Consider the following 23,068-nt stretch of genomic DNA (forward strand, 5'->3'; position numbering starts at 1 on the left):
CGCCCGCCGAACTCTCCACTCAGTAACACCAGTTCCAGGGAGCTGTTTTCCATGAGCGCCGACTCCATGGCCACCGGGCAGAACGAACACGTCCTCCGCGTCCTTCTGCGGCGGTTCCGTAACTGGCGGTGGCAGCGGCCGTTCTGGGCGGGGCTGTTCACCATGCTCGGCGGCGTTCCGATCGCCTACTTCCCCTATGCCACCCTGAGCGTGGGGAACGTCACGCTGTCCATGTCGACCACGGCGGGCGCCGGATCCCTGATCATCGGCGTGCTGCTGGTCACCCTGGGCTTCACGATGTGGTTCCACCACATCGTCCGGGTGTTCGCCGGTATCGCCGCGATCCTGCTGGCCCTGATCTCCATCCCGGTCGCCAACCTCGGCGGCTTCGGCATGGGTTTCCTGCTCGCGCTGGTGGGCGGTGCGCTCTCCGTCGCGTGGGCGCCGGGCGAGCCCGTCCTCCCGGCGGCCGTCCCACCCCACACCGCGGGGGAGGTTCCAGCACCCCCCGCCGTATCCGTACCGCCGCAAGCGGGCCCCCCGGTGCCGCCCGCGGGTCCGGCCGTCCCGGCCGGGCAGTCCGAGATCTCCCGGGAGGCCGTCGCCACCGAACCGGACGGCGGGAGGAACAGTGCAGGGTGATGTCGTGCCGCCGGACCCGGCCGCGGCGGGCGGGGGGCGCGGCAGGAGGGGGCCGCGGCACGCGGCTCCCCGTAAATCACTGCTGAGCAAGCTCCAGCGGCCCGCGGGCAAGGCGATAGCCCTGGCCGCGATGCCGACCGCGGTGCTCGTGGGGATGGGGTTCACCCCCCGCCTCGCCCTCGCGGAGAGCAAGGACATACCGTTCGCCCCCGGCCCGTGTGTGACCCGGTCCGACGAGGCCCCGGCCGGGGAACCGCCCGCTCCGAAGCCGTCGGAGACCGCGAAGCCTCCCGAGCGGACGGAGCCGGCCGACCCGCCTCCGCCCTCCCGGCCCCCGGTCCCGCAGCCCGATGCGTCCGAGGAAGCGGGGGAGTCCGGGGAGAACGACGAGGCGCCGGAGCGGGAGACTTCGGAGGAGCACGGGGAGCCGGGCGAACTGCCGTCCGCGCAGGAGGCGGCGGAGGGGCGGCGGCCCAAGGCCCGTGAGCCCGCTGCCCCGGCTGCCGCACCGGGCACCGTCGGGGCGAGCCCCGCCGCGAGCCGTGACCCATGGGATCCGCTGGGTCTCGGCGACGCTCTCAAGGATCTCTTCGGCCTTCCCGACGGGAAGAAGCCGCCCACGACCGCACCGCCTACCGGCCCCCCGGGCACCACCCCGCCCGCACCTCCCTCGACGGCCGAACCGCCGGGGAAGCCGGGTAAAGCAGGCAAGCCGGGCAAGCCGGGTGAGCCGGGGAACGGGCAGGGGAAGACCCCGCCGTCCACCGGTTCGGGAAAGCAGCCCGCGGCCCGGCCGGACGGCGGCGCCGCGGACCGTACGAAAGAGGCCGTCGCGGACGCGGCTGCCCGGGCCGGGGCCGAGGTGGCGGAGCTCGACGAGAGCGCCAAGGGCCTCGAACCCCGGAAGGACGAGGACATCCCCGAGGGCGCCAAACCGCGCATTCCGTGCGCCACCCCGGATCCGGAGGCGCTCGCCGCCGCGGAGGAGGAGCCGGGCATACCGGCGGTCCCCGACGATCCGTGGATCCTGAAGAGCTCGGCGCTCACCCTCAAGGGCCTCAAGTACCACGGCATCGTCGAGGTCCGCACCGGCGGCGGGGAGCTGAAGCCCGTCCTGAAGTTCACGGCGAAGGCCGTGGACATCAGGGACCTCCACCAGCTCGCGGTCGGCCCGCTGGGGCGGACCATGCACGTCGAGGCGCGCAAGGGCTCCGTATCGACGATCACCGAAGGCCCGGTGACCATGTACACGGAGGAGCTGAAGGGCAACCTCTTCGGCATCTTCCCGGTGACCTTCGGCCCCGGGACGCCCCCGCCGCTCGATGTGCCGTACGCCGTCTTCACCGATGTGACGGTGAAACAGGCCGGCCAGTTCGGCGGCAGACTGACCGTTCCCGGTCTGCACAACTACCTCACGGACGGTCAGGCGTCCTGGTAGGCACGGGATACTTCCCGGCTCCCGGGTGACAGGCCCGGAGCCGGATGCACCACGGGCAGGCCGTGGGCCGTTTCAGGTGCGGTCCACGGTCTGCCCGTTTCGGTGTGCAGATGTGTGCAGGTGTGTGCAGGTGGGTGCGGCTCTGCTCAGGCCTGGGAGCCCAGGTGGTGCACCCGCACCATGTTGGTGGTGCCCGGGACACCCGGCGGGGAACCGGCCGTGATGATCATGATGTCGCCGGCGTTGTGGCGCTGGAGCTTCAGCAGCTCGGCGTCGACCAGATCGACCATCGCGTCGGTGTTGTCGACGTGCGGCACCACGAAGGACTCGATGCCCCAGCTCAGGGTGAGCTGGTTGCGGGTCGACTCCTCGGTGGTGAAGGCGAGGATCGGCTGGCAGACCCGGTAGCGCGAGAGCCGGCGGGCGGTGTCGCCGGACTGGGTGAAGGCCACCAGGGCCTTGCCGTCCAGGAAGTCCGCGATCTCGCAGGCCGCGCGGGCGACGGAACCGCCCTGGGTACGGGGCTTCTTGCCGGGGACCAGCGGCTGCAGGCCCTTCGAGAGCAGCTCCTCCTCCGCCGCGACCACGATGCGGGACATCGTCTTCACGGTCTCCAGCGGATAGGCGCCCACCGAGGACTCCGCCGAGAGCATGACCGCGTCCGCGCCGTCGAGGATCGCATTGGCGACGTCGGAGGCCTCGGCGCGGGTCGGACGGGAGTTGGTGATCATCGACTCCATCATCTGGGTCGCGACGATCACCGGCTTGGCGTTGCGGCGGCAGAGCTCGATCAGCCGCTTCTGGACCATCGGGACCTTTTCGAGCGGATACTCGACGGCCAGGTCGCCGCGGGCCACCATCACACCGTCGAACGCCATCACGACGGCTTCCATGTTCTCGACGGCCTGCGGCTTCTCCACCTTGGCGATGACGGGGACCCGGCGGCCCACCTCGTCCATCACCTTGTGGACGTCCTTGACGTCCTCGGCGTCCCGGACGAAGGAGAGGGCGACCAGATCGCAGCCCATCCGCAGGGCGAAGCGCAGGTCCTCGACGTCCTTCTCGGACAGGGCGGGGACGTTCACCGCGGCACCGGGGAGGTTGATGCCCTTGTGGTCGGAGATGACGCCGCCCTCGACGACGATCGTCTTCACCCGCTGCCCGTCGACCTCGACGACCCGCAGTTCGACGTTGCCGTCGTTGATCAGGACCTGGTCGCCCTTGGAGACGTCCCCGGGCAGGCCCTTGTAGGTGGTGCCGCAGATGGTCTTGTCGCCGGGCACGTCCTCGGTGGTGATGGTGAACTCGTCACCGCGCACCAGCTCGACGGGACCGTCGGCGAAGGTCTCCAGACGGATCTTGGGGCCCTGCAGGTCGGCCAGTACGCCGATCGCCCGGCCCGTGTCCTCCTGCGCCTTGCGCAGCCGGTGGTACCGGCCCTCGTGATCGGCGTGGGACCCGTGGCTCATATTGAAGCGGGCCACGTTCATACCGGCCTCGATGAGCGCTTTCAACTGCTCGTACGAGTCGACGGCGGGGCCCAGTGTGCAGACGATTTTGGAACGGCGCATAAGGCGGATCCTATCGGTTTGTTTCGACTCGGAATATTCCGTCTGGTGGAAGATACAAATGGGCGGGTATTCGCTCAGTCGAGTGAATCCTCGGATACCAGCGCGAAGGCCTGCCGGGCGATCTCCAGCTCCTCGTCGGTCGGTACCACCGCCACCGCGACCCGGGCGTACGGCGGCGAAACGATCCGTGCGTGCGGCGACCGCTCCTCGTTCAGCCCCGAGTCCAGCGCGAGCCCCAGCTCCTCAAGACCCGCGACCGCGGCCGCCCGTACGGGCGCGGCGTTCTCGCCGACCCCCGCCGTGAACACCACGGCGTCCACCCGGCCGAGCACCGCGTAATACGCCCCGATGTACTTCTTCAGCCGGTGGATGTAGATGTCGAAGGCGAGCTGCGCCTGCTCGTCGCCCTCGTCGATCCGGCGGCGGATCTCCCGCATGTCGTTGTCGCCGCAGAGCCCCACCAGACCGCTCTTCTTGTTCAGCAGGGTGTCGATCTCGTCCGTCGACATGCCCGCCACCCGCCGCAGATGGAAGGTGACCGCCGGGTCGACGTCGCCGGAGCGGGTGCCCATCACCAGGCCCTCCAGCGGGGTCAGGCCCATGGACGTGTCCACGCAGCGGCCGCCCGCCACGGCCGAGGCCGAGGCGCCGTTGCCCAGGTGCAGCACGATGACGTTGACGTCCTCGGGCGCCTTCCCGAGCAGCTTCGCCGTCTCGCGCGAGACGTACGCGTGGGACGTGCCGTGGAAGCCGTAGCGCCGGATCCGGTGGGCGTCCGCCGTCTCCACGTCGATCGCGTACCGGGCCGCCGACTCCGGCATCGTGGTGTGGAAGGCGGTGTCGAAGACCGCGACCTGCGGCAGGTCCGGGCGCAGGTCCCGCGCGGTCCGGATCCCGGTGATGTTCGCCGGGTTGTGCAGCGGTGCCACCGGCACCAGCCGTTCGATCTCCGCGAGCACCTCGTCGTCGACCACGGTCGGCTCGGAGAACCGCAGCCCGCCGTGGACCACGCGGTGGCCGATCGCGGCCAGCTCGGGCGAGTCCAGGCCCAGCCCGTCGGCCGCCAGCTCCTCCGCCACGGCCTTCAGCGCCGCCTCGTGGTCCGCGATCGGCCCGGTCCGCTCCCGCAGTCCGGCCCCGCCGTCCACCAGCGGGGTGTGCACCAGCCGGGACGACCGCTCCCCGATCCGCTCCACCAGTCCGACCGCGAGCCGGGCGGCGTTCCGCATGTCGAGCAGCTGGTACTTCACCGACGACGAGCCGGAGTTGAGGACGAGGATCCGGGTGGGGGCCGGGGGAGGGGACGTGGTCACGGTCGGTGCCTTCTGGTCGGGGGAGAGGGTGCTGCGGGGCTCAGGCGGGCGTCGCGGCGGTCTCGGCCGCCGGACGTACGGGACGGTCCGGCGCGGGCGCCGGCTGGGCCTGGATCGCGGTGATCGCCACCGTGTTCACGATGTCGCCGACCAGCGCGCCGCGGGACAGGTCGTTCACCGGCTTCCGCAGGCCCTGGAGGACCGGGCCCACGGCCACCGCGCCCGCCGAGCGCTGGACGGCCTTGTAGGTGTTGTTGCCGGTGTTCAGGTCCGGGAAGATCAGCACGGTGGCCCGGCCCGCGACCTCGGACTCCGGCAGCTTGGTCGCGGCGACGGACGGCTCCACGGCCGCGTCGTACTGGATCGGGCCCTCGATCCGCAGGTCCGGCCGGGACCTGCGGACCAGCTCGGTGGCCTCCCGCACCTTGTCGACGTCGGCGCCCGAACCCGAGGTGCCGGTGGAGTACGAGAGCATCGCGATCCGCGGTTCGACACCGAACCGGGCCGCGGTCGCCGCCGACTGGACGGCGATGTCCGCGAGCTGCTCGGCGTTCGGGTCCGGGTTGACCGCGCAGTCGCCGTACACCAGCACCTTGTCGGCCAGGCACATGAAGAAGACCGAGGAGACGATCGCCGCGCCGCCCCCGGGGTCCGTCGGCCGCCGGGTCTTGATGATCTCGAAGGCGGGGCGGATGGTGGCGGCCGTGGAGTGCACCGAACCCGACACCATGCCGTCGGCCAGCCCCTCCTCGACCATCAGGGTGCCGAAGTAGTTGACGTCCGCGACGACGTCGTACGCCAGCTCCACCGAGATGCCCTTGTGGGCGCGCAGCTCCGCGTACCGCTCGGCGAAGGGCTGCCGCAGCTCGGAGGTGTTCGGGTCGATGAGCTGGACCGAGGAGAGGTCGATGCCCAGGTCGGCGGCCTTCTTCCGGATGATGTCCGGATCACCGAGGAGGGTCAGATCGCAGACGTCGCGGCGGACCAGGACGTCCGCGGCGCGGAGCACCCGCTCCTCGGTGCCCTCCGGGAGCACCACCCGGCGGCGGTCTGCCCTGGCCTGCTCCAGCAGCTCGTGCTCGAACATCATGGGGGTCACCCGGCCGCTGCGGGCCACGGCGAGCCGGTCCAGCAGTCCGGCGCTGTCGACATGGCGTTCGAAGAGGCCGAGGGCGGTCTCCGCCTTGCGCGGGGTGGCGCCGCTGAGCTTGCCCTCCAGCTTGAACAGCTCGGCGGCGGTGGGGAAGCTGGTGGCGGCGACGGAGACCACCGGGGTGCCGGGGGCGAGCTTGGCCGCCAGGGTGAGGACCTCGTCGGTGGGCCGCTCGTCGAGGGTGAGGAGGACGCCCGCGATGGGCGGGGTGCCCGCGGAGTGCGCGGCCAGTGCGCCGACCACCAGATCGGCCCGGTCGCCGGGGGTGACCACCATGCAGCCGGGGGTCAGGGCGGTGAGGAAGTTCGGCAGGGTCGCGCCGCCGAAGACGAAGTCGAGGGCGTCGCGCGCGAGCCCGGAGTCGTCGCCCAGCAGCACCGTGCCGTGGAGGGCCTGGGTGATCTGGGCGACCGTGGGCGCGGCGAGCGCGGGCTCGTCCGGGAGGACGTAGCAGGGGACGGGGAGGCGGGCCGCGAGCCGCTCGGCTATGGACTCCCGGTCGGCGGGCGCCACCCGGTTCACCGTCAGGGCGAGGATGTCGCAGCCCAGGGCCTCGTAGGCGCGGAAGGCGTTACGGGCCTCGGCCCGTACCGATTCCGCGGTCTGGCCGCGGCCGCCGACGACGGGGATCACGGAGGCGCCGAACTCGTTGGCGAGCCGGGCGTTCAGCGCCAGCTCGTCGGGGAGCTGGGTGGCGGCGAAGTCGGTGCCCAGCACCAGGACGACCTCGTACTCCCGGGCGACCCGGTGGAAGCGGTCGACGAGCCGGGAGACCAGCTCGTCGGTGCCCTGCTCGGCCTGGAGCGCGGAGGCCTCGTGGTAGTCGAGGCCGTAGACGGTCCCCGGGTCCTGGGTCAGCCGGTACCGGGCCCGGAGCAGTTCGAAGAGCCGGTCGGGGCCGTCGTGCACCAGCGGCCGGAAGACGCCCACCCGGTCCACCTGGCGGGTGAGGAGTTCCATGACCCCCAGCTCCACGACCTGCCGGCCGTCCCCGCGGTCGATTCCGGTCACGTACACGCTGCGCGTCACGTGTGCTCTCCTGTTCGCTTCGCTCTTCTTGAAGGCTCGGTTCGCCTGTGCATACGTCGTGCGACCCGTATCACACGCCGTCCTGATCTTTTCTGTGCGGCCGCGGTACGACCGCGCAGAAAAGCCGCCGAAGAGCGGCCTTTCCCTCTTGACGATACCTCCGTCGGTGCGCTAAGTGCCTGGCGGGTCGGCAGGGAGGGGAGGGGCGTACGTCCCGGCGGCCCGGGCGGCCCGGTGTACGGCGGTCGTCCCCGGGTAGCCGCTCCCCGACCCACCCCCGACCCACCCCCGACCCATGCCGGACTGCAGAAGCGGCAGCGGCGGTCTCCGCCGCGTGGAACAATTGATTTCCGGCTCAAACGTCCCATTGACGAGCAGGAGACACAGCGCGATGCGTATCGGAGTGCTCACCGCCGGAGGCGACTGCCCCGGACTGAACGCGGTCATCCGGTCGGTCGTGCACCGGGCCATCACCGGGTACGGCGACGAGGTCATCGGTTTCGAGGACGGCTTCAAGGGCCTGCTGGACGGGCACTACCGCCCCCTCGACCTCAACGCCGTCAGCGGAATCCTGGCCCGGGGCGGCACCATCCTCGGCTCGGCCCGGCTGGAGCGGGCCCGGCTGCGCGAGGCGGCCGAGAACTGCGGCGAGATCCAGCGGCGCTACGGGATCGACGTCCTCATCCCCATCGGCGGCGAGGGCACCCTCACCGCCTCCCGGATGCTCTCCGAGGCGGGCATGCCCGTGGTGGGCGTCCCGAAGACCATCGACAACGACATCTCCGCCACCGACCGGACCTTCGGCTTCGACACCGCGGTGACCGTCGCCACCGAGGCCATCGACCGGCTGAAGACCACCGCCGAATCGCATCAGCGGGTGATGGTCGTCGAGGTCATGGGACGGCACGCGGGCTGGATCGCCCTGGAGTCCGGGATGGCGGGCGGCGCCCACGGCATCTGCCTTCCGGAGCGGTCCTTCCAGGTCGAGGACCTGGTCAAGATGGTCGAGGAGCGGTTCGACCGGGGCAAGAAGTTCGCCGTCATCTGTGTGGCCGAGGGCGCGCATCCCGCCGAGGGCTCCATGGACTACCGCAAGGGCGAGATCGACCAGTTCGGCCACGAGCGTTTCCAGGGCATCGGCAACCGGCTGGCGGCCGAGCTGGAGCACCGGCTCGGCAAGGAGGCCAAGCCGGTGATCCTCGGACACGTCCAGCGCGGCGGTGTGCCGACGGCGTACGACAGGGTGCTCGCCACCCGCTTCGGCTGGCACGCCGTCGAGGCGGCGCACCGCGGCGACTTCGGCCGGATGACCTCGCTGCGCGGGACGGACATCGTGATGGCGCCGCTGGCCGACGCGGTGACGCAGCTCAAGAAGGTCCCGACGGACCGGATGAACGAGGCGGAGTCCGTCTTCTGACCTCGCCCGCCCGACCGTACCCCCCGACCGGGGCCCCCTGATCTCAAGGGCGCAGCCGGCCGGAGGGGAGACGAGTGGCCTTGGCCGATCCCCGTGCTTCGGCCAGGGCCACTCGTGTATCCCCCGTGCTTCCCCCGTGTTTCCCCCGATACGTCCGCACCCACGGGCAGTGCCCCTGCCCCGGGGAGCGGCCGGTGCCCCTACTCTTGCCCGGCCCGTACGGCCCCGGCAAGGGAGTGCGCCGTCCGGGACATGTCCCGCCCTGTCCCACCGCTGTCCCGGCAGGTCGGCGCGGGTCGGAGGAGTCCCCGATCCGCCGCCGCAGGGCCACGAAATTGCTTCGCCGGCGAGCGCGCCCGGCGGATACGATTCCCGGCCGAGAAGGGGAGCCCGCCTTGCCCGTGGAGCCGCCGCCGCACCCGGTCCCGCCGTCCGCCGAAGCTCCGCGCGAGCTGTATCCGCCCATCCGTCCGTACGATGCGGGCCTGCTCGACGTCGGTGACGGACAGCACGTGTACTGGGAGGTCTGCGGCAATCCGCGCGGAAAGCCCGCAGTCGTCGTCCACGGCGGGCCCGGCAGCGGCTGCACCGAGCGCATGCGCCGCTACTGCGATCCCGAGCGCTACCGCATCGTCCTCTTCGACCAGCGGGGCTGCGGCCGCAGCACTCCGCACGCCGCCGACCCCACGGCCGCTCTGCGCCACAACACCACCGGCCGGCTCGTCGCCGATATGGAGCGGCTCCGCACCCTGCTGGGCATCGAGAGCTGGCTGCTCTTCGGCGGCTCCTGGGGTTCGACGCTGATCCTCGCCTATGCACAGGAGCATCCGGAACGGGTGTCGGAGATCGTCCTGTCGAGCGTCACCACCACCCGGCGCTCCGAGATCGACTGGCTGTACCGGGGCGCGGGCCGGTTCTTCCCCCGGGAGTGGGAGCGCTTCCTCGCCGGTGCCCCGGGCACACCCCGCGACGGCGATGTCGTCGGCGCCTACGCCGCGCTGATGAACCACCCGAACACTGCCGTCCGCGAGCGGGCGGCGCTCGACTGGTGCGACTGGGAGGATGCCGTACTCTCCGGGGAGCCCGCGGCCCGAACCAGCCCCCGGCCGTACGGCGACCGGCCGCCGGCCGCCCGGCTCGCGATGGTCCGCATCTGCTCCCACTACTTCAGCCACGGCGCCTGGCTGGAGGAGGGCGTCCTGCTGCGCGAGGCACACCGGCTGGCCGGGATCCCGGGCGTACTCACCCATGGACGGCTCGACCTCAGCACCCCCCTCGACACTGCCTGGGAGCTCTCCCGGGCCTGGCCGGGCGCGGAGCTGACCGTCGTCGAGGACGCGGGGCATCAGGTCCTGTCCGGGCGATCTTCGAGGATCAGCCCGCGGCGTCAGATGCGGTGCATCGCAAGGCGGAGGTCCACGGCTCGTACGTATGGGGGCACCCCCGCGCCCGGAGGGCTGCGGGGGAGTACTTGCGTGGTCCGACAACGCGGCGTGGGGGTCCCTCCCGGGCCGCCAGGCCCAGGGGGAGTGCCGTAGCTGTCGTCGCGGGCCCGACAAGATCGCCCGGACAGGGCCTGGGGCGGGGACACCACCCGCACCCATCTGCTGCGCTCCCTCGACCGCTTCGCGGACGGCGGGCGGCTCAGCGCCCGCTGACCCAGCGGTACTGGAGTTCGGGGCGGCCTATCTGGCCGTACTGCGGGCTGCGCACCGCACGGTCCTGGGTGACGAGGTGTTCCAGATAGCGGCGGGCGGTGATCCGGGAGATCCCGACCGCCGCACCCGCCTCCGCCGCCGTCAAACCTGCGGGGGTGCCGCGCAGGGTCCGGGTCACCGCCTCCAGCGTCGGCCCGCTCAGCCCCTTCGGCAGCGCCCCGCCCTCCGGGGCGCGCAGGGTCGCCAGGGCGCGGTCGACCTCCTCCTGGCCGCTGGCCTCGCCCGCCGCGGCGCGGAATTCGGCGTACCGGCCCAGCCGGTCCCGCAGCGTCGCGAACGTGAACGGCTTGAGGACGTACTGCACCACCCCCAGCGATACGCCCTCCCGCACGATCGCCAGATCCCGCGCCGAGGTCACCGCGATCACGTCCGCGCCGTGCCCCGCGGCCCGCAGCGACCGGACCAGACCGAGACCGTGCCCGTCGGGGAGGTAGAGGTCCAGCAGCAGCAGATCGACCCGGGTGCGCTCCAGCACCCGTACCGCCTCCGACCGGGAGTGGGCCACGCCCGCGACGGAGAAACCGGCGATCCGGCCCACGTACAGGGCGTGCGCGTCGGCGGCGACCGGGTCGTCCTCGACGACCAGGACCCTGATGGTCCGAGCGGTTCCGTCCGCGGTCATGGCTGCTGCACCTCCCCGGTGCCGTGGGGCAGCGGCGATCGTACGCCACGTCCCCGGGCGGGCCCCCGGCGCGGTCTCACGCGGGTACCGCCGCCGTCAGCGGCAGCGTGACGGTGAACTGCGCGCCGCCGTCCGGGCCGGTGCCCAGTTCGATGGCGCCGCCCGCCCGGTGCACGGCCTGCCGGACCAGGGCGAGGCCGAGGCCGCGGCCCGAACCGCGGGTCGACCAGCCCCGGTGGAAGACGTCGGCCGCCCGGTCCGGATCGACCCCGGTGCCCGTGTCGTGCACCCGGATCAGCAGTTCGCCCCCGCCGCCGGACGGATTCTCCGCGCGGGCGGTGACCGTCACCCTGGCCCGGCCCGTACGGGCCCCGGAGACCGCCGCCTCCGATGCCGCCTCGACCGCGTTGTCGACGAGATTGCCCAGGATGGTGACCAGATCGCGGGCCGGGAGCGACGGCGGGAGCACCCCGTCGTCGATCCGGCTGTCCTCGGCCAGCACCAGCTCCACCCCCCGCTCGTTCGCCTGGGACGCCTTGCCCAGCAGCAGCGCCGCGAGGACCGGCTCCCCGACCGCGCCCACCACCCGGTCGGTCAGCACCTGCGCCAGCTCCAGTTCGGCGGTGGCGAAGTCGACCGCCTCGTCGACCCGGCCCAGTTCGATCAGCGAGACCACGGTGTGCAGCCGGTTCGCCGCCTCGTGGGCCTGGGAGCGCAGGGCGTGGCTGAAGCCCCGCTCGGAGTCCAGCTCGCCGGAGAGCGCCTGGAGCTCGGTGTGGTCCCGCAGGGTCACCACCGTGCCGCGGTGCTCCCCGCCGATCACCGGGCTGGTGTTGACCACGACGATCCGGTCCGCGGTCAGATGCACCTCGTCGACCCGGGGCTCGGACGCCAGCAGCGCGCCGGTCAGCGCGGGCGGCAGCCCCAGCTCGGCGACCGGCCGCCCCACGGAGTCCTCCCCGAGGCCGAGCAGCTCCCGGGCCCCGTCGTTGACCAGGGCGATCCGGCGGCGGCCGTCGAGCATCAGCAGCCCCTCGCGCACCGCGTGCAGCGCCGCCTGGTGGTAGTCGTGCATCCGGCTCAGCTCGCCCGCGTTCATCCCGTGGGTATGGCGGCGCAGCCGGGCGTTGATGACATGGGTGCCCAGGCCGCCCAGCGCCAGGGCGCCGCCCGCGGCCAGCAGCAGCCCCATGACCTGCTCCCGCACCTGCTCGCTGATCCGTTCGATGGTGATCCCGGCGCTGACCAGCGCGATCACCTTCCGCCCTGTGGAGGGTGCCGCCGGATCGCCGGGGGCCGCCGGGGCGAAGACCGGGACGACGGTCCGGATGGACGAGCCGAGCACTCCCACGGTTGTTTCGCTGTGGACCTCGCCCCGCAGCGCCTGCTCCGTCTCGCCGAGGTAGCGGCGGCCGATCTCCCCGGGCTGCGGATGGGTCCAGCGGGTGCCGTCCGGCGCCATGATCGTGACAAACGCGACGCCCGCGTCGCGGCGGACCCGTTCCGCGTACGGCTGGAGGACCGCGGTCGGATCGGCGGAGCGCGCGGCGGCGGCGACCGACGGCGAGTCCGCGACGGCCGCCGCGGTTGCGGTGGACTGGCGCCGGGCGGTCTCCTCGGCCTGGGAGCGGTCGATCACATAGGCGAAGAGGGCGCCGCTCGCCACGATCACCGCTACCAGGACCACCTGCATCGCGAAGAGCTGGCCCGCCAGGCTGCGGGGGCGGGGTATGCGCATGCCACCAGTGTGCCTTCCGTTTCACGGCGTTTAACGCCCGGTGAACGATTCGGTCGTGAACGAAATGCACGCAACGGTGACCCGGGTCACAGCGTGATGGATATTCACCGAAATCCATACGGGACATGGACCTGGCAATTTTTCCGAGGAGGACCCCTTGGCTGCGACAGCAGGCAGAAGGGACCGTACGCACTACCTGTACATCGCCGTGATCATCGCGGTCGTGGCGGGTATCGCCGTGGGCTTCGCAGCCCCCGGGGTCGCGGTCGAGCTCAAGCCCATCGGTACGGGCTTCGTCAATCTGATCAAAATGATGATCGCGCCGGTCATCTTCTGCACCATCGTGCTCGGCATCGGCTCGGTACGGCAGGCCGCGAAGGTCGGTGCCGTCGGCGGGCTCGCGCTCGGCTACTTCGTGGTGATGTCCACGGTCGCGCTCGCCATCGGCCTGCTCGTCGGCAACTTCCTGGAGCCGGGCTCCGGCCTCTCGATCACCGAGGAGGCCAAGGCCGCCGGTGACAAGGCGGCCGAGGGCGCGGGCGGCGAGTCCACGGTGGACTTCCTGCTCGGGATCATCCCCAAGACCCTGGTCTCCGCCTTCACCGAGGGCGAGGTCCTCCAGGCGCTGCTCATCGCCCTGCTGGCCGGCTTTGCGCTCCAGGCGATGGGCAAGGCGGGCGAGCCCGTCCTCCGCGGTATCGGCCATATCCAGCGGCTGGTCTTCCGCATCCTGGCGATGATCATGTGGGTGGCCCCGATCGGCGCCTTCGGCGCGATCGCCGCGGTCGTCGGCGAGACCGGTATGGACGCCCTGAAGTCGCTCGCGGTCATCATGATCGGCTTCTATGTCACCTGCGCCCTCTTCGTCTTCGTCGTCCTCGGCGCGCTGCTGAAGCTGGTGGCCGGGATCAACCTCTGGTCGCTGATGAAGTACCTCGGCCGGGAGTTCCTGCTCATCGTCTCCACCTCCTCCTCCGAGTCGGCGCTGCCGCGGCTGATCGCCAAGCTGGAGCACATGGGCGTCAGCAAGCCCGTGGTCGGCATCACCGTGCCCACCGGCTACTCCTTCAACCTCGACGGCACCGCGATCTATCTGACGATGGCGTCGCTGTTCATCGCCAACGCGATGGGCGACCCGCTGAGCGCCTCCGAGCAGATCTCCCTGCTGATCTTCATGATCATCGCCTCGAAGGGTGCCGCGGGCGTCACCGGCGCCGGGCTGGCGACCCTGGCGGGCGGCCTCCAGTCGCACAAGCCCGAGTTGGTGGACGGCGTCGGTCTGATCGTCGGCATCGACCGCTTTATGAGCGAGGCACGCGCCCTGACCAACTTCGCGGGCAACGCGGTCGCGACGATCCTGGTCGGCACCTGGACCAAGGAGATCGACAAGGAGCGGGCGGCGGAAGTGCTGGCGGGCCGTATCCCGTTCGACGAGTCGACGCTGCTCGACGACGGCCACGGCGCGCTGCCGGACGACGACGACGCTGCCGCGGTGCCGGAAGCCCGGCCGGAGAAGAACGTGCCCGTGAAGGTCTGAGCCCTCTGTGAAGGTCTGAGCCCCTGTGAAGGTCGGACCGCCGTGAGGGCGGTCCGACCCCGGTGAGGGCCCGGCCTCCTTCCACTGCGGAGCCCGGCGGTCCGTGCGTACTTCCCCGACGCACGGGCCGCCCGGCATTTCCGGCGGGGCCGCGGAAACTTACCTTCAGGTGGGTAGCCCCACTTCAAAGTGCGTACTTGTGGGGGTTCCCGGCATGGAAAACGATGGTCGTATGCCAACCGGAACCACTGTTTCTTCAGCCGTCTCTTCTCCTGTTACTCCTCCCCTTGCCGTGACCGTGATCGGCCTCGGCGCCATGGGCAGCGCCCTCGCCGGTGCCTTCCTCGACGCCGGGCACTCCGTCACCGTCTGGAACCGCACCCCCGGAAAGGGCGACGCCCTCGCCGCCCGCGGCGCCGTGGTGGCCGCGACCGCGGAGGAGGCCGTGACCGCGAGCGAACTGATCGTCGTCTGCCTCGTCGACTACGACGCTTCCGAGGCGATTCTGACCCCGCTGGCGAAGGCCCTCTCCGGCCGGACGCTGGTCAATGTGACTGCCGATGTCCCCGACCGCGCCCGGACCGCGGCGGCCTGGGCCGCGGAGCACGGCATCGCCTATCTGGACGGCGCGGTGATGGTGCCGACCGCGGTCGTCGGAACCCCCGCCGGACTGCTCTTCTACTCCGGCGACCCCACGACCTTCGAACGGTACGAGCCCGTCCTGCGGGCTCTCGGCGGCCGGACGGTCCATGTCGGCGACAGCCCGGACCGGGCGGCGGTGTTCGATGTGGCGCTGCTGGACCTCTTCTACGGCGCCATGGGCGCGATGATCCACGCCTTCGCGCTGGCCCGGGCGCACGGCGTCCCCGCGGCCGAGGTGGTGCCGTACATGACGAGCATCGTCGACCTGCTCCCCGAGGCACTGGAGGCGATGGCCGGGGACATCGACGCCCGGTCCTACCCTGCGCTCACCGCCGGGCTCGGGACGATGGCCGCTTCCGTCGACCACATCGTGCACGCCGGACGGGCCGCGGGCATCGACTCGGCCCAGATGGAGGGCATCCAGCGGATGACGGACCGGGCCCGAGAGCTGGGACACGCGGACTCCGGATGGGCGGCGAACTACGAGGCCCTGATCAACCCCCGTACCCGAGACCGGAGCTGAGACCGGACCCGAGACCCGAATCCGTACTCCCCGCGGCGGGCGCTCTTGCCCTGACCTCGGCGTCAAGGTCTACGTTCGTCGGTATGCGCATCGGTGAACTCGCGGAGCGGGCCGGGACCACCACCCGTGCCCTCCGTTACTACGAGTCGCGCGGGCTGCTGCCCGCGCGGCGCACGGAGAACGGCTACCGCGCCTACGACGAGAGCGATCTCCGACTGCTCGACGAGATCCGGACCCTCCGGAGCTTCGGCTTCGACCTGGAGGAGACCCGGCCGTTCCTGGAGTGTCTGCGCGCCGGGAACCCGGCGGGTGACGCCTGCCCGGCGTCGATCGCGGTCTACCGGGCCAAGCTCGGCGAACTCGATGCGCTCATCGGGAAGCTGACGGCCGTACGGGCACAGGTCGGGGCGCAGCTGGAGCAGGCGGAGGCGCGGCGGCGGGAGCCACAGCCGCGCTGCGGATTCGGATTCGGATACGGGGAGTGATGGCCATGGCGGGAACGGGTACGGGTACGGGAGCGGGAGCGGTGTCCGAGGTGACGGACGCGGACTTCGCCCGGGAGGTACTGGCCGCCGGGCGGCCCGTGCTGGTGAAGTTCACCGCCGACTGGTGCCCGCCGTGCCGGCAGATCGCACCGGTCCTGGCCGAGATCGCCCGCGAGGAGGCGGACCGGCTCAAGGTGGTCCGGCTCGACGTGGACCGCAACCCCCTGACGGCCCAGCGGTACGGAGTGCTGTCGATGCCGACGCTGATGGTCTTCCGCGACGGCGAGCCGGTCCACTCGTCCGTGGGCGCACGGGCCAAGCGGAGACTCCTGGAGGACCTGGCGGGTGCACTGGACTGAAGGGTGCGTCCACGTCCGGGCGGCTCCACCGCCCTCAGCCGATCAGCACCGCGCAGCCCCGCCGCTCCAGCTCCGCCACCGGCCCGTCCTGCGGGGCCAGGGCGTTCCAGCGCAGGTCGAGCTTCTCCAGGGCGGGCAGCCCGAGCACCCACTCCGGGAGCTCCCGCAGCCGGTTGGAGCGCAGGTCCAGCTCCCGCAGCCGGGGGAGGGCCGACAGACAGCGGGGGAGTTCGGTGAGGGCGTTCTCCCTCAGTTCGACGCGGCGCAGTTCGGTGAGGGCGGCGAACGAGTCCGGCAGGGCGGTCAGCGCATTGCCCCGCAGCCACAGTTCACGGAGGCCGCCGAGCCCGCCCAGGGAGCCGGGCAGGGCGGTGAGCCCGCAGTGCTGGGCCCGCAGTTCCCGCAGCGACGCCAGCCCGCCGAGCGCGCCGGGGAGCGCCCCGAGCGGGTTCCCGCCGATGTTGAGGTAGCGCAGTGCGGCCAGTTCGCCGAGGGCGGCGGGCAGGGCGGTGAGCCGGTTGTCGTGGAGATAGAGGAACCGGCTCAGCCCGGTCAGCAGGCCCAGCTCCTCCGGCAGGGCCGTCAGCGCGTTGTGGCCCAGGTCCAGCGTCCGCAGCCGCCGCAGCCCGCCGATCCGCGGGGACAGCTCCGTCAGCCCGTTGTCCGCGAGGATCAGGATCTCCGTCTCCGTCCGGTCCCAGACGGACTCCGGCACCCTGCCGAGCCCCGCCCGCCACAGGTTCACCTCATGTGTCGTCACGCCCCCGTTGTAGCCGATACCGCCCGGGCCGCGGCGACCGCCCCGGCCACGTCCTCCGCCACCAGCCCGTTGTTGATGTCCATCGCGGCGGCAGCGCCCGCCCCCACCGCGACGGGGACCTGCGCCCGGGCGTCGGTGACATTGCCGACGGCCCATACCCCGGCCACGGACGTCCGGCCCGTTCCGTCGGTGACCACCGCGCCGGTGGTCTCGTCCCGGGCACAGCCCAGCGGGGTCAGCAGCCCGTCCCGGGGCACCATCCGCGGGGCGGTGAAGACGGCGGTACGGGGTACGACCCGGCCGTCCGTCAGCTCCACGCCCCGCAGCGCACCGTCCGCGACGGCCAGCCGCTTGACCGGTGTTTCCTCGATGCGCACCCCGCGCGCGGCCAGTTGCTCGCGCTGCTCCGCGTCCGGTTCGACGCCCTGGGCGAAGAGCACCACGTCGCCGGACCACTGGCGGACCATCAGCGCTTGGTGCACCGAGCCCGGACCGGTGCCGAGCACGCCCAGCGGTTCGTCCCGGACCTCGTATCCGTGGCAGTACGGGCAGTGCAGCACGTCCCGGCCCCAGCGCTCCCGGACCCCGGGCAGGTCGGGCAGTTCGTCCCGCAGCCCGGTCGCGACCAGCACCCGGCGCGCCGTCAGCAGCGCGCCCCCGGCGAGCCGTAGCCCGAATCCACCTCCGTCCGCGGTGATCTCGTCCGCGAGGGCGTCGAAGAACTCCACCCCGTACCGGCCGGCCTCGGCCCGGCCCACGGCCAGCAGTTCCGCCGGGGGCATCCCGTCCCGGGAGAGAAAGCCGTGCATCTGCGCGGCCGGGGCATTGCGCGGCTCACCGGAGTCCACCACGGCCACCCGGCGCCGGGCCCTGCCCAGCACCAGCGCGGCGCTCAGCCCGGCGGCTCCCGCGCCCACCACGATCACGTCGTACCCGGTGTCCGTGCCGGTGGATCCCGTGCCGTCGCCGCTTCCGTTCGTCGCGCCCATCGCGATCACCTCCGCCCACAGCGTCACCGCCGCGGGCGCGCAGCGGCAAGTGTCTTTGCCGATCCGGCAAAGGCCCCGGCAGGGCCCGCCGCGGCCGCGGCGGGCGGGCCCGGGCATAAAAGAAACCCTCCACCGAATTGACCGGCGAGGGCTTTGGCTGCGTATATTAGTGAATTGGCCTCCGGCGAGAACGAACTGAATGCCGTTCACGGGGGCGCCACTAAAACTACTTTATCGCGGCGGGAGTGGAATTGTCAAGCACGGGGACCGGAAAAGCCGGAAAAAGCCGGGAAGAAATTCAGCGCGGAGAATTGCGCCGGGAGCAGGAGACCCTCGACCGGCTGCTCCTGCGCCTGGCCGAACTGCGCCGGGAGGCCGCGGCCGGCCTCCGTACCACCCTCGCCCTCCAGGGCACCCATCTCCAGGCCAGACTGGAACGCGATGTCGCCGCCGGGGAGGGCGCCGGCCGGCTCGCCGCGCTCGACGCCGTCGAATCCGGACTCTGCTTCGGCCGGATCGACCACCGCGACGGCATCAGCCGCCCCATCGGCCGGATCGGCATCCGCGACGGCGACCCCGAACGCACCCCGCTCCTCATCGACTGGCGCGCACCCGTCGCCCGCCCCTTCTACCTCGCCACCGGCCATGAGCCGATGGGCCTCACCCGCCGCCGCCACATCACCACCGAGGGCCCCACCGTCACCGATCTCCACGACGAGATCCTCGACCTCACCGACCCCACCCGCACCGGCTACGAGGACCATGACGCCGATGCCGTCCTCCTCGCCGCCCTCGGCTCCGCCCGCACCGGCCGGATGGCCGACATCGTCCGTACCATCCAGGCCGAACAGGACCGGATCATCCGCGCCCCGCGCCGCGGCGTCCTCGTCGTCGAGGGCGGACCCGGCACCGGCAAGACCGCCGTCGCCCTGCACCGCGCCGCCTACCTCCTCTACGCCGAGCGGGAGCAGCTGGCCCGCCGCGCCGTCCTGATCGTCGGGCCCAATCCGGCGTTCCTCGGCTATATCGGGGACGTCCTGCCCTCCCTCGGGGAGACCGGGGTACTGCTGGCGAGCCTCGGGGAGCTGTTCCCCGGAGTCCGGGCCGACGGCACCGAATCCGTACGGTCCGCGGCCGTCAAGGGCCGGGCCGCGATGGCGGACGCGCTGGCGCGGGCGGTCCGCGACCGGCAGCTGCTCCCGGAGACCGTCCCCGCGCTCCCCGGCCACCGCGCCGACCCCGCAGCCCGCCCCGACCCCGGCGACTACGAAGCGGAGAACACCCTTCCCGAGCCCGCCCTGCTCGTCGACCACGAGCAGCACGGCACTCTGTGGCTGTACCGCGAGATGGCGTACGCAGCCCGGGACCGGGCCCGTGCCACCGGGCTCCCGCACAACCTCGCCCGCCCCCACTTCGCCTACGCCGTCGTGGACGCCCTCACCGCGCAGGTCGCGGACCGGCTCGGCGCCGATCCCTACGGCGGGCCGAACCTCCTCGGCCCCGACGACCTCGCCCAGATCGGCAAGGAGATCGCCACCAGTGCCGACGTGCACTCCGCGATCGACGAACTCTGGCCGCCGCTGACCCCGCAGGAGCTGGTCACCGGGTTCCTCGCCGACCCCGGGCGCTACCTCCCCGAGGGCGATGCGGCGGCGATCCGCCGTACCGGCGGCCCGTGGACCCCCGCCGATGTGCCCCTCCTGGACGAGGCCGCCGAACTCCTCGGCGTCGACGACAGCGCCCGGCTCGCCGCCGAGGAGGCCGAGCGCCAGGAGCGGATCGCCTATGCGCAGGGCGTCCTCGACCTGTCGGCGGGTTCGGAGACGTACGAGTTCGAGGACGAGGAGTCCGAGGTGCTCGCCGCGCACGACATCGTCGACGCCGAGCGGATGGCGGAGCGCCAGGAGGAGGCCGACCACCGCACCGCGGCCGAACGGGCCGCCGCCGACCGCACCTGGGCCTTCGGCCATATCGTCGTCGACGAGGCGCAGGAGCTGTCCCCGATGGCCTGGCGGCTGCTGATGCGCCGCTGCCCGGCCCGTTCGATGACCCTGGTCGGGGATCCGGCGCAGACCGCCGACGAGTCCGGTGCCGGATCGTGGGCGCAGATCCTCCGGCCGTACGTCGGGGACCGCTGGACCCACACCCGGCTGGGCGTCAACTACCGGACACCCGCCGAGATCATGGCGCGGGCGGCCGCCGTCAGGCGGGCCGTACACCCGGAATTCGAGCCGCCGCGCTCGGTCCGCTCGACGGGCACCGAGCCCTGGTTCGAACGGGTCGCGCCGGACGGGCTGGCCGCGGCCGTCCTCGCGGCCGTCCGCCGGGAGACCCCCGACGAGGGCCGGCTCGCCGTGATCGCCCCCGCCGCACTCCACCCCGCGCTGTCTGCCCTGGCCGGAGACGGCCTCGACCTGACCCGGCAGGTCGTCCTGCTCGCGCCGCGCGACGCCAAGGGCCTGGAGTTCGACGGGGTGATCGTCGTCGAACCGGCCGCGTTCGGAGACAGCGATCTGTACGTGGCGCTGACCCGGGCCACCCAGTGGCTGGGCGTCGTCCACGCGGCGCCGCTGCCGCCGGGCCTGGGCGACGATCCGGTACGGGAGAACTGACGGCCCGCGCCGGGGCGGGCCCCGCCCCGGCGCACCGCCTCAGGAGGTACGGACCGGCCGCAGCCAGACCGTCGCCAGCGGCGGCAGCGTCAGCAGCAGACTCGAACCCCTGCCGTGCGACGGCTCCGGCTCCGGCACCAGCGGCCCCCGGTCACCCTCGCCGCCGGTCACCGCGGCGCCGCTGCGGATGCCCCCGCCGCCGTACCGCTCCTCGTCCGTGTTGAGCGCCTCCGCCCAGGCCGGAACCCACTCCGGCACCCCGATCCGGTAGCCCTCCCGCACCACCGGCGAGAAGTTGCTCACCGACACCAGCGGCTCCCGCTTGGCGTCGAAGCGGACGAAGGCCAGCACATTGTCCTCGGCCGCTTCGCAGTCGATCCAAGCGAAGCCCTCCGGCACGGTGTCCCGCTCCCACAGCGCGGGCGTCCGCCCGTACACCGTGTTCAGATCCCGCACCAGCAGCCGTACGCCCCGGTGGTCCGGCTCCGCCGCGTACGACGGGTCCAGCAGCCACCAGTCGGGCCCGTGCGCCTCCGACCACTCGGCGCCCTGGGCGAACTCCTGCCCCATGAAGAGGAGCTGCTTGCCCGGGTGCGCCCACATGAACCCGAGGTACGCCCGGTGGTTGGCGCGCTGCTGCCACCAGTCGCCCGGCATCTTGCCGACCAGGGCGCCCTTTCCGTGCACGACTTCGTCGTGGGAGACCGGCAGAACGTAGTTCTCGGTGTACGCGTACACCATCGAGAACGTCATCTCGTGGTGGTGGAAGCGGCGGTGCACCGGCTCACGGGCCATGTACTCCAGGGAGTCGTGCATCCAGCCCATGTTCCACTTCAGCCCGAAACCGAGGCCGCCGTGCTCGGTGGCGCGGGTGACGCCGTCCCAGGCCGTGGACTCCTCCGCGATCGTCACCACACCGGGGCACCGCCGGTAGACCGTGGCGTTCATCTCCTTCAGGAAGGCCACCGCGTCCAGATCCTCCCGGCCGCCGTGCTCGTTCGGAGTCCACCGGCCCTCCTCGCGCGAATAGTCGAGATAGAGCATCGACGCGACCGCATCCACCCGCAGCCCGTCGATATGGAACTCCTCGCACCAGTAGACCGCATTGGCCACCAGGAAGTTCCGGACCTCCTTGCGCCCGTAGTCGAATTCGAGCGTCCCCCAGTCCGGGTGCGCGGCCCGGACCGGATCCCCGTGCTCGTACAGCGGCCGTCCGTCGAATTCGGCCAGCGCCCATTCGTCGCGCGGGAAGTGCGCCGGCACCCAGTCCATGATCACGCCGATGCCCGCGCGGTGCAGCGCTTCGATCAGGAACCGGAAGTCGTCCGGACTGCCCATCCGGGACGTCGGCGCGTAGAAGCCGGTGACCTGGTAGCCCCAGGAGCCGCCGAAGGGGTGCTCGGCCAGCGGCATCAGCTCCACATGGGTGAAGCCGAGGTCCTTCACATAGGAGGGGAGCTGCTCGGCGAGCTGCCGGTAGTTCAGCCCGGGCCGCCAGGAGGCGAGATGGACCTCGTAGACGGAGAACGGCGCCTCGTGGGCCGGGCGGGCCGCACGCCGCTCCATCCAGTCGGCATCGTCCCACTCGTGCCGGGAGACCGTGACGACGGAGGCGTTGGCGGGCGGCACCTCGGTGTGCCGGGCCATCGGGTCGGCGCGCAGGGTGTGCGTACCGTCCGGGCGCATGATCTCGAACTTGTACAGGGTGCCCTCGCCGACCCCGGGCACGAACAGCTCCCACACCCCCGAAGCGCCCAGCGAGCGCATCGGGAAGCCGCCGCCGTCCCAGTGGTTGAAGCTCCCTGCGATCCGCACCCCGCGCGCGTTCGGCGCCCAGAGCGTGAAACGGGTGCCGGTGACGCCCTGGTGGACCATCGGGTGCGCGCCGAGGGCCCGCCACAGCTGCTCGTGCCGGCCCTCGCCGATGAGGTGCAGGTCGAGTTCGCCGAGTGCGGGCAGCAGACGGTACGGATCGTCGGTCTCGACCTCGTGGAGACCGCGGCCGTCGGGGCTGTCGTAGGTGATCAGCAGCCGGTAGTCGGGGACCGACCGCATCGGGAGCACCCCGGAGAACAGCCCGTCGCCGTGGTCGTGCAGTTCGGCCCGGAGGCCCTTGGCGAGCACGGTGACGGACCGGGCGTACGGGCGCAGGACACGCACCTCGACGCCGTGGCGGCCGAGATGCGCGCCGAGGAGGGCGTGCGGATCGTGGTGGCCGCCGGAGAGGAGGCGCTGCCGGTCCGCCTCGGGGAGCGCGGGGGCGGTGCGCACACCGTGGGCGGCGGAGCCGGGGCGGGGCGCGGACGGCGGGGCGGCCGGCGGCTTCTTCGGGGGCCGGGCGGCGCGCGCGGGCGCCGCGGGGCGCTTCGCGGTCCGGGGGGACGGCGCGGCGGGTGGCGCGGGCGAGGGCGTGCGGGGTGCGCCGGTGCCGGGGGATTCCTGGTACGGAGGGCGGGCGGCGGTCACGGAAGGAGCCTCCTTCGGGGCGTGGCTGAGGAAGGGCGAATGCTGCGTCGGGCG

General features: G+C 72.2%; 17 protein-coding genes. 9 read left to right on the forward strand and 8 right to left on the reverse strand.

The window, feature by feature from the left end; translation table 11 throughout:
* The first annotated feature begins 51 nt into the window (after positions 1–51).
* The gene (locus tag B7R87_RS23525) at positions 52–642 is read left to right on the forward strand and encodes a DUF6114 domain-containing protein (protein ID WP_006346550.1); all 591 of its coding nucleotides are present in this window, start codon (positions 52–54) and stop codon (positions 640–642) included.
* A complete protein-coding gene (locus B7R87_RS23530) occupies positions 632–2,080 on the forward strand; it encodes a hypothetical protein (RefSeq protein WP_006346549.1) in 1,449 nt (482 codons plus the stop codon). The genes B7R87_RS23525 and B7R87_RS23530 overlap by 11 nt, the downstream gene beginning before the upstream one ends.
* A 146-nt stretch (positions 2,081–2,226) precedes the next feature.
* Here B7R87_RS23530 and pyk read toward each other — a convergent pair whose 3' ends face one another.
* The 3 genes from pyk to pta form a co-directional block, all read right to left on the reverse strand.
* The gene (gene pyk / locus B7R87_RS23535; protein ID WP_006346548.1) at positions 2,227–3,651 is read right to left on the reverse strand and encodes a pyruvate kinase; all 1,425 of its coding nucleotides are present in this window, start codon (positions 3,649–3,651) and stop codon (positions 2,227–2,229) included.
* A gap of 74 nt (positions 3,652–3,725) precedes the next feature.
* Positions 3,726–4,964, reverse strand: a complete 1,239-nt coding sequence (locus B7R87_RS23540) for an acetate kinase (RefSeq protein ID WP_006346547.1) — start codon at positions 4,962–4,964, stop codon at positions 3,726–3,728.
* A gap of 40 nt (positions 4,965–5,004) precedes the next feature.
* The gene (gene pta, locus B7R87_RS23545; protein ID WP_006346546.1) at positions 5,005–7,146 is read right to left on the reverse strand and encodes a phosphate acetyltransferase; all 2,142 of its coding nucleotides are present in this window, start codon (positions 7,144–7,146) and stop codon (positions 5,005–5,007) included.
* 391 nt (positions 7,147–7,537) lie between these two features.
* Here pta and B7R87_RS23550 point away from each other — a divergent pair, with 391 nt between their 5' ends.
* Together B7R87_RS23550 and pip are read left to right on the forward strand one after the other, a co-directional pair.
* The gene (locus tag B7R87_RS23550) at positions 7,538–8,563 is read left to right on the forward strand and encodes an ATP-dependent 6-phosphofructokinase (protein ID WP_006346545.1); all 1,026 of its coding nucleotides are present in this window, start codon (positions 7,538–7,540) and stop codon (positions 8,561–8,563) included.
* A 401-nt stretch (positions 8,564–8,964) separates the two neighbouring features.
* Positions 8,965–10,101 (forward strand): prolyl aminopeptidase, encoded by a 1,137-nt coding sequence (gene pip, locus B7R87_RS23555; RefSeq protein WP_006346544.1) that lies wholly within the window; start codon positions 8,965–8,967, stop codon positions 10,099–10,101.
* Positions 10,102–10,207: 106 nt separating this feature from the next.
* Here pip and B7R87_RS23560 read toward each other — a convergent pair whose 3' ends face one another.
* Together B7R87_RS23560 and B7R87_RS23565 are read right to left on the reverse strand one after the other, a co-directional pair.
* Entirely contained in the window at positions 10,208–10,903 is a 696-nt protein-coding gene (locus tag B7R87_RS23560) for a response regulator (RefSeq protein ID WP_006346543.1), read from the reverse strand.
* Between the two features lie 76 nt (positions 10,904–10,979).
* A complete protein-coding gene (locus B7R87_RS23565) occupies positions 10,980–12,641 on the reverse strand; it encodes a sensor histidine kinase (protein WP_006346542.1) in 1,662 nt (553 codons plus the stop codon).
* Between the two features lie 157 nt (positions 12,642–12,798).
* On the opposite strand from B7R87_RS23565, the gene B7R87_RS23570 reads away from it, so the two are divergent.
* The 4 genes from B7R87_RS23570 (at position 12,799) to trxA (ending at position 16,187) form a co-directional block, all read left to right on the forward strand.
* Positions 12,799–14,178 (forward strand): cation:dicarboxylate symporter family transporter, encoded by a 1,380-nt coding sequence (locus tag B7R87_RS23570; RefSeq protein ID WP_040914171.1) that lies wholly within the window; start codon positions 12,799–12,801, stop codon positions 14,176–14,178.
* 292 nt (positions 14,179–14,470) lie between these two features.
* Positions 14,471–15,343, forward strand: a complete 873-nt coding sequence (locus B7R87_RS23575) for an NAD(P)-dependent oxidoreductase (protein ID WP_006346540.1) — start codon at positions 14,471–14,473, stop codon at positions 15,341–15,343.
* 83 nt (positions 15,344–15,426) lie between these two features.
* Positions 15,427–15,828: a MerR family transcriptional regulator gene (locus tag B7R87_RS23580; RefSeq protein ID WP_006346539.1), complete on the forward strand. Its 402-nt coding sequence runs from the start codon at positions 15,427–15,429 to the stop codon at positions 15,826–15,828.
* On the forward strand, positions 15,828–16,187 hold the full coding sequence (gene trxA / locus B7R87_RS23585) for a thioredoxin (RefSeq protein WP_006346538.1): 360 nt from the start codon (positions 15,828–15,830) through the stop codon (positions 16,185–16,187). Before B7R87_RS23580 ends, trxA begins: the two co-directional genes overlap by 1 nt.
* Positions 16,188–16,221: 34 nt before the next feature.
* Here trxA and B7R87_RS23590 read toward each other — a convergent pair whose 3' ends face one another.
* Together B7R87_RS23590 and B7R87_RS23595 are read right to left on the reverse strand one after the other, a co-directional pair.
* A complete protein-coding gene (locus tag B7R87_RS23590; protein ID WP_006346537.1) occupies positions 16,222–16,932 on the reverse strand; it encodes a leucine-rich repeat domain-containing protein in 711 nt (236 codons plus the stop codon).
* 11 nt (positions 16,933–16,943) lie between these two features.
* Positions 16,944–17,936 carry an NAD(P)/FAD-dependent oxidoreductase gene (locus B7R87_RS23595; RefSeq protein ID WP_045852853.1) on the reverse strand — a complete coding sequence of 331 codons (993 nt, stop codon included), beginning with the start codon at positions 17,934–17,936 and terminating at the stop codon, positions 16,944–16,946.
* Positions 17,937–18,247: 311 nt separating this feature from the next.
* Between B7R87_RS23595 and B7R87_RS23600 the strand changes: the two genes are divergently transcribed.
* On the forward strand, positions 18,248–20,548 hold the full coding sequence (locus tag B7R87_RS23600) for a HelD family protein (RefSeq protein WP_006346535.1): 2,301 nt from the start codon (positions 18,248–18,250) through the stop codon (positions 20,546–20,548).
* Between the two features lie 39 nt (positions 20,549–20,587).
* On the opposite strand, the gene glgB is transcribed toward B7R87_RS23600, so the two are convergent.
* A complete protein-coding gene (glgB, locus tag B7R87_RS33730; RefSeq protein WP_233168912.1) occupies positions 20,588–23,014 on the reverse strand; it encodes a 1,4-alpha-glucan branching enzyme in 2,427 nt (808 codons plus the stop codon).
* Between the last annotated feature and the right edge of the window lie 54 nt (positions 23,015–23,068).

This window comes from Streptomyces tsukubensis (genome assembly GCF_003932715.1).
Taxonomy (GTDB): Bacteria; Actinomycetota; Actinomycetes; order Streptomycetales; family Streptomycetaceae; genus Streptomyces; species Streptomyces tsukubensis.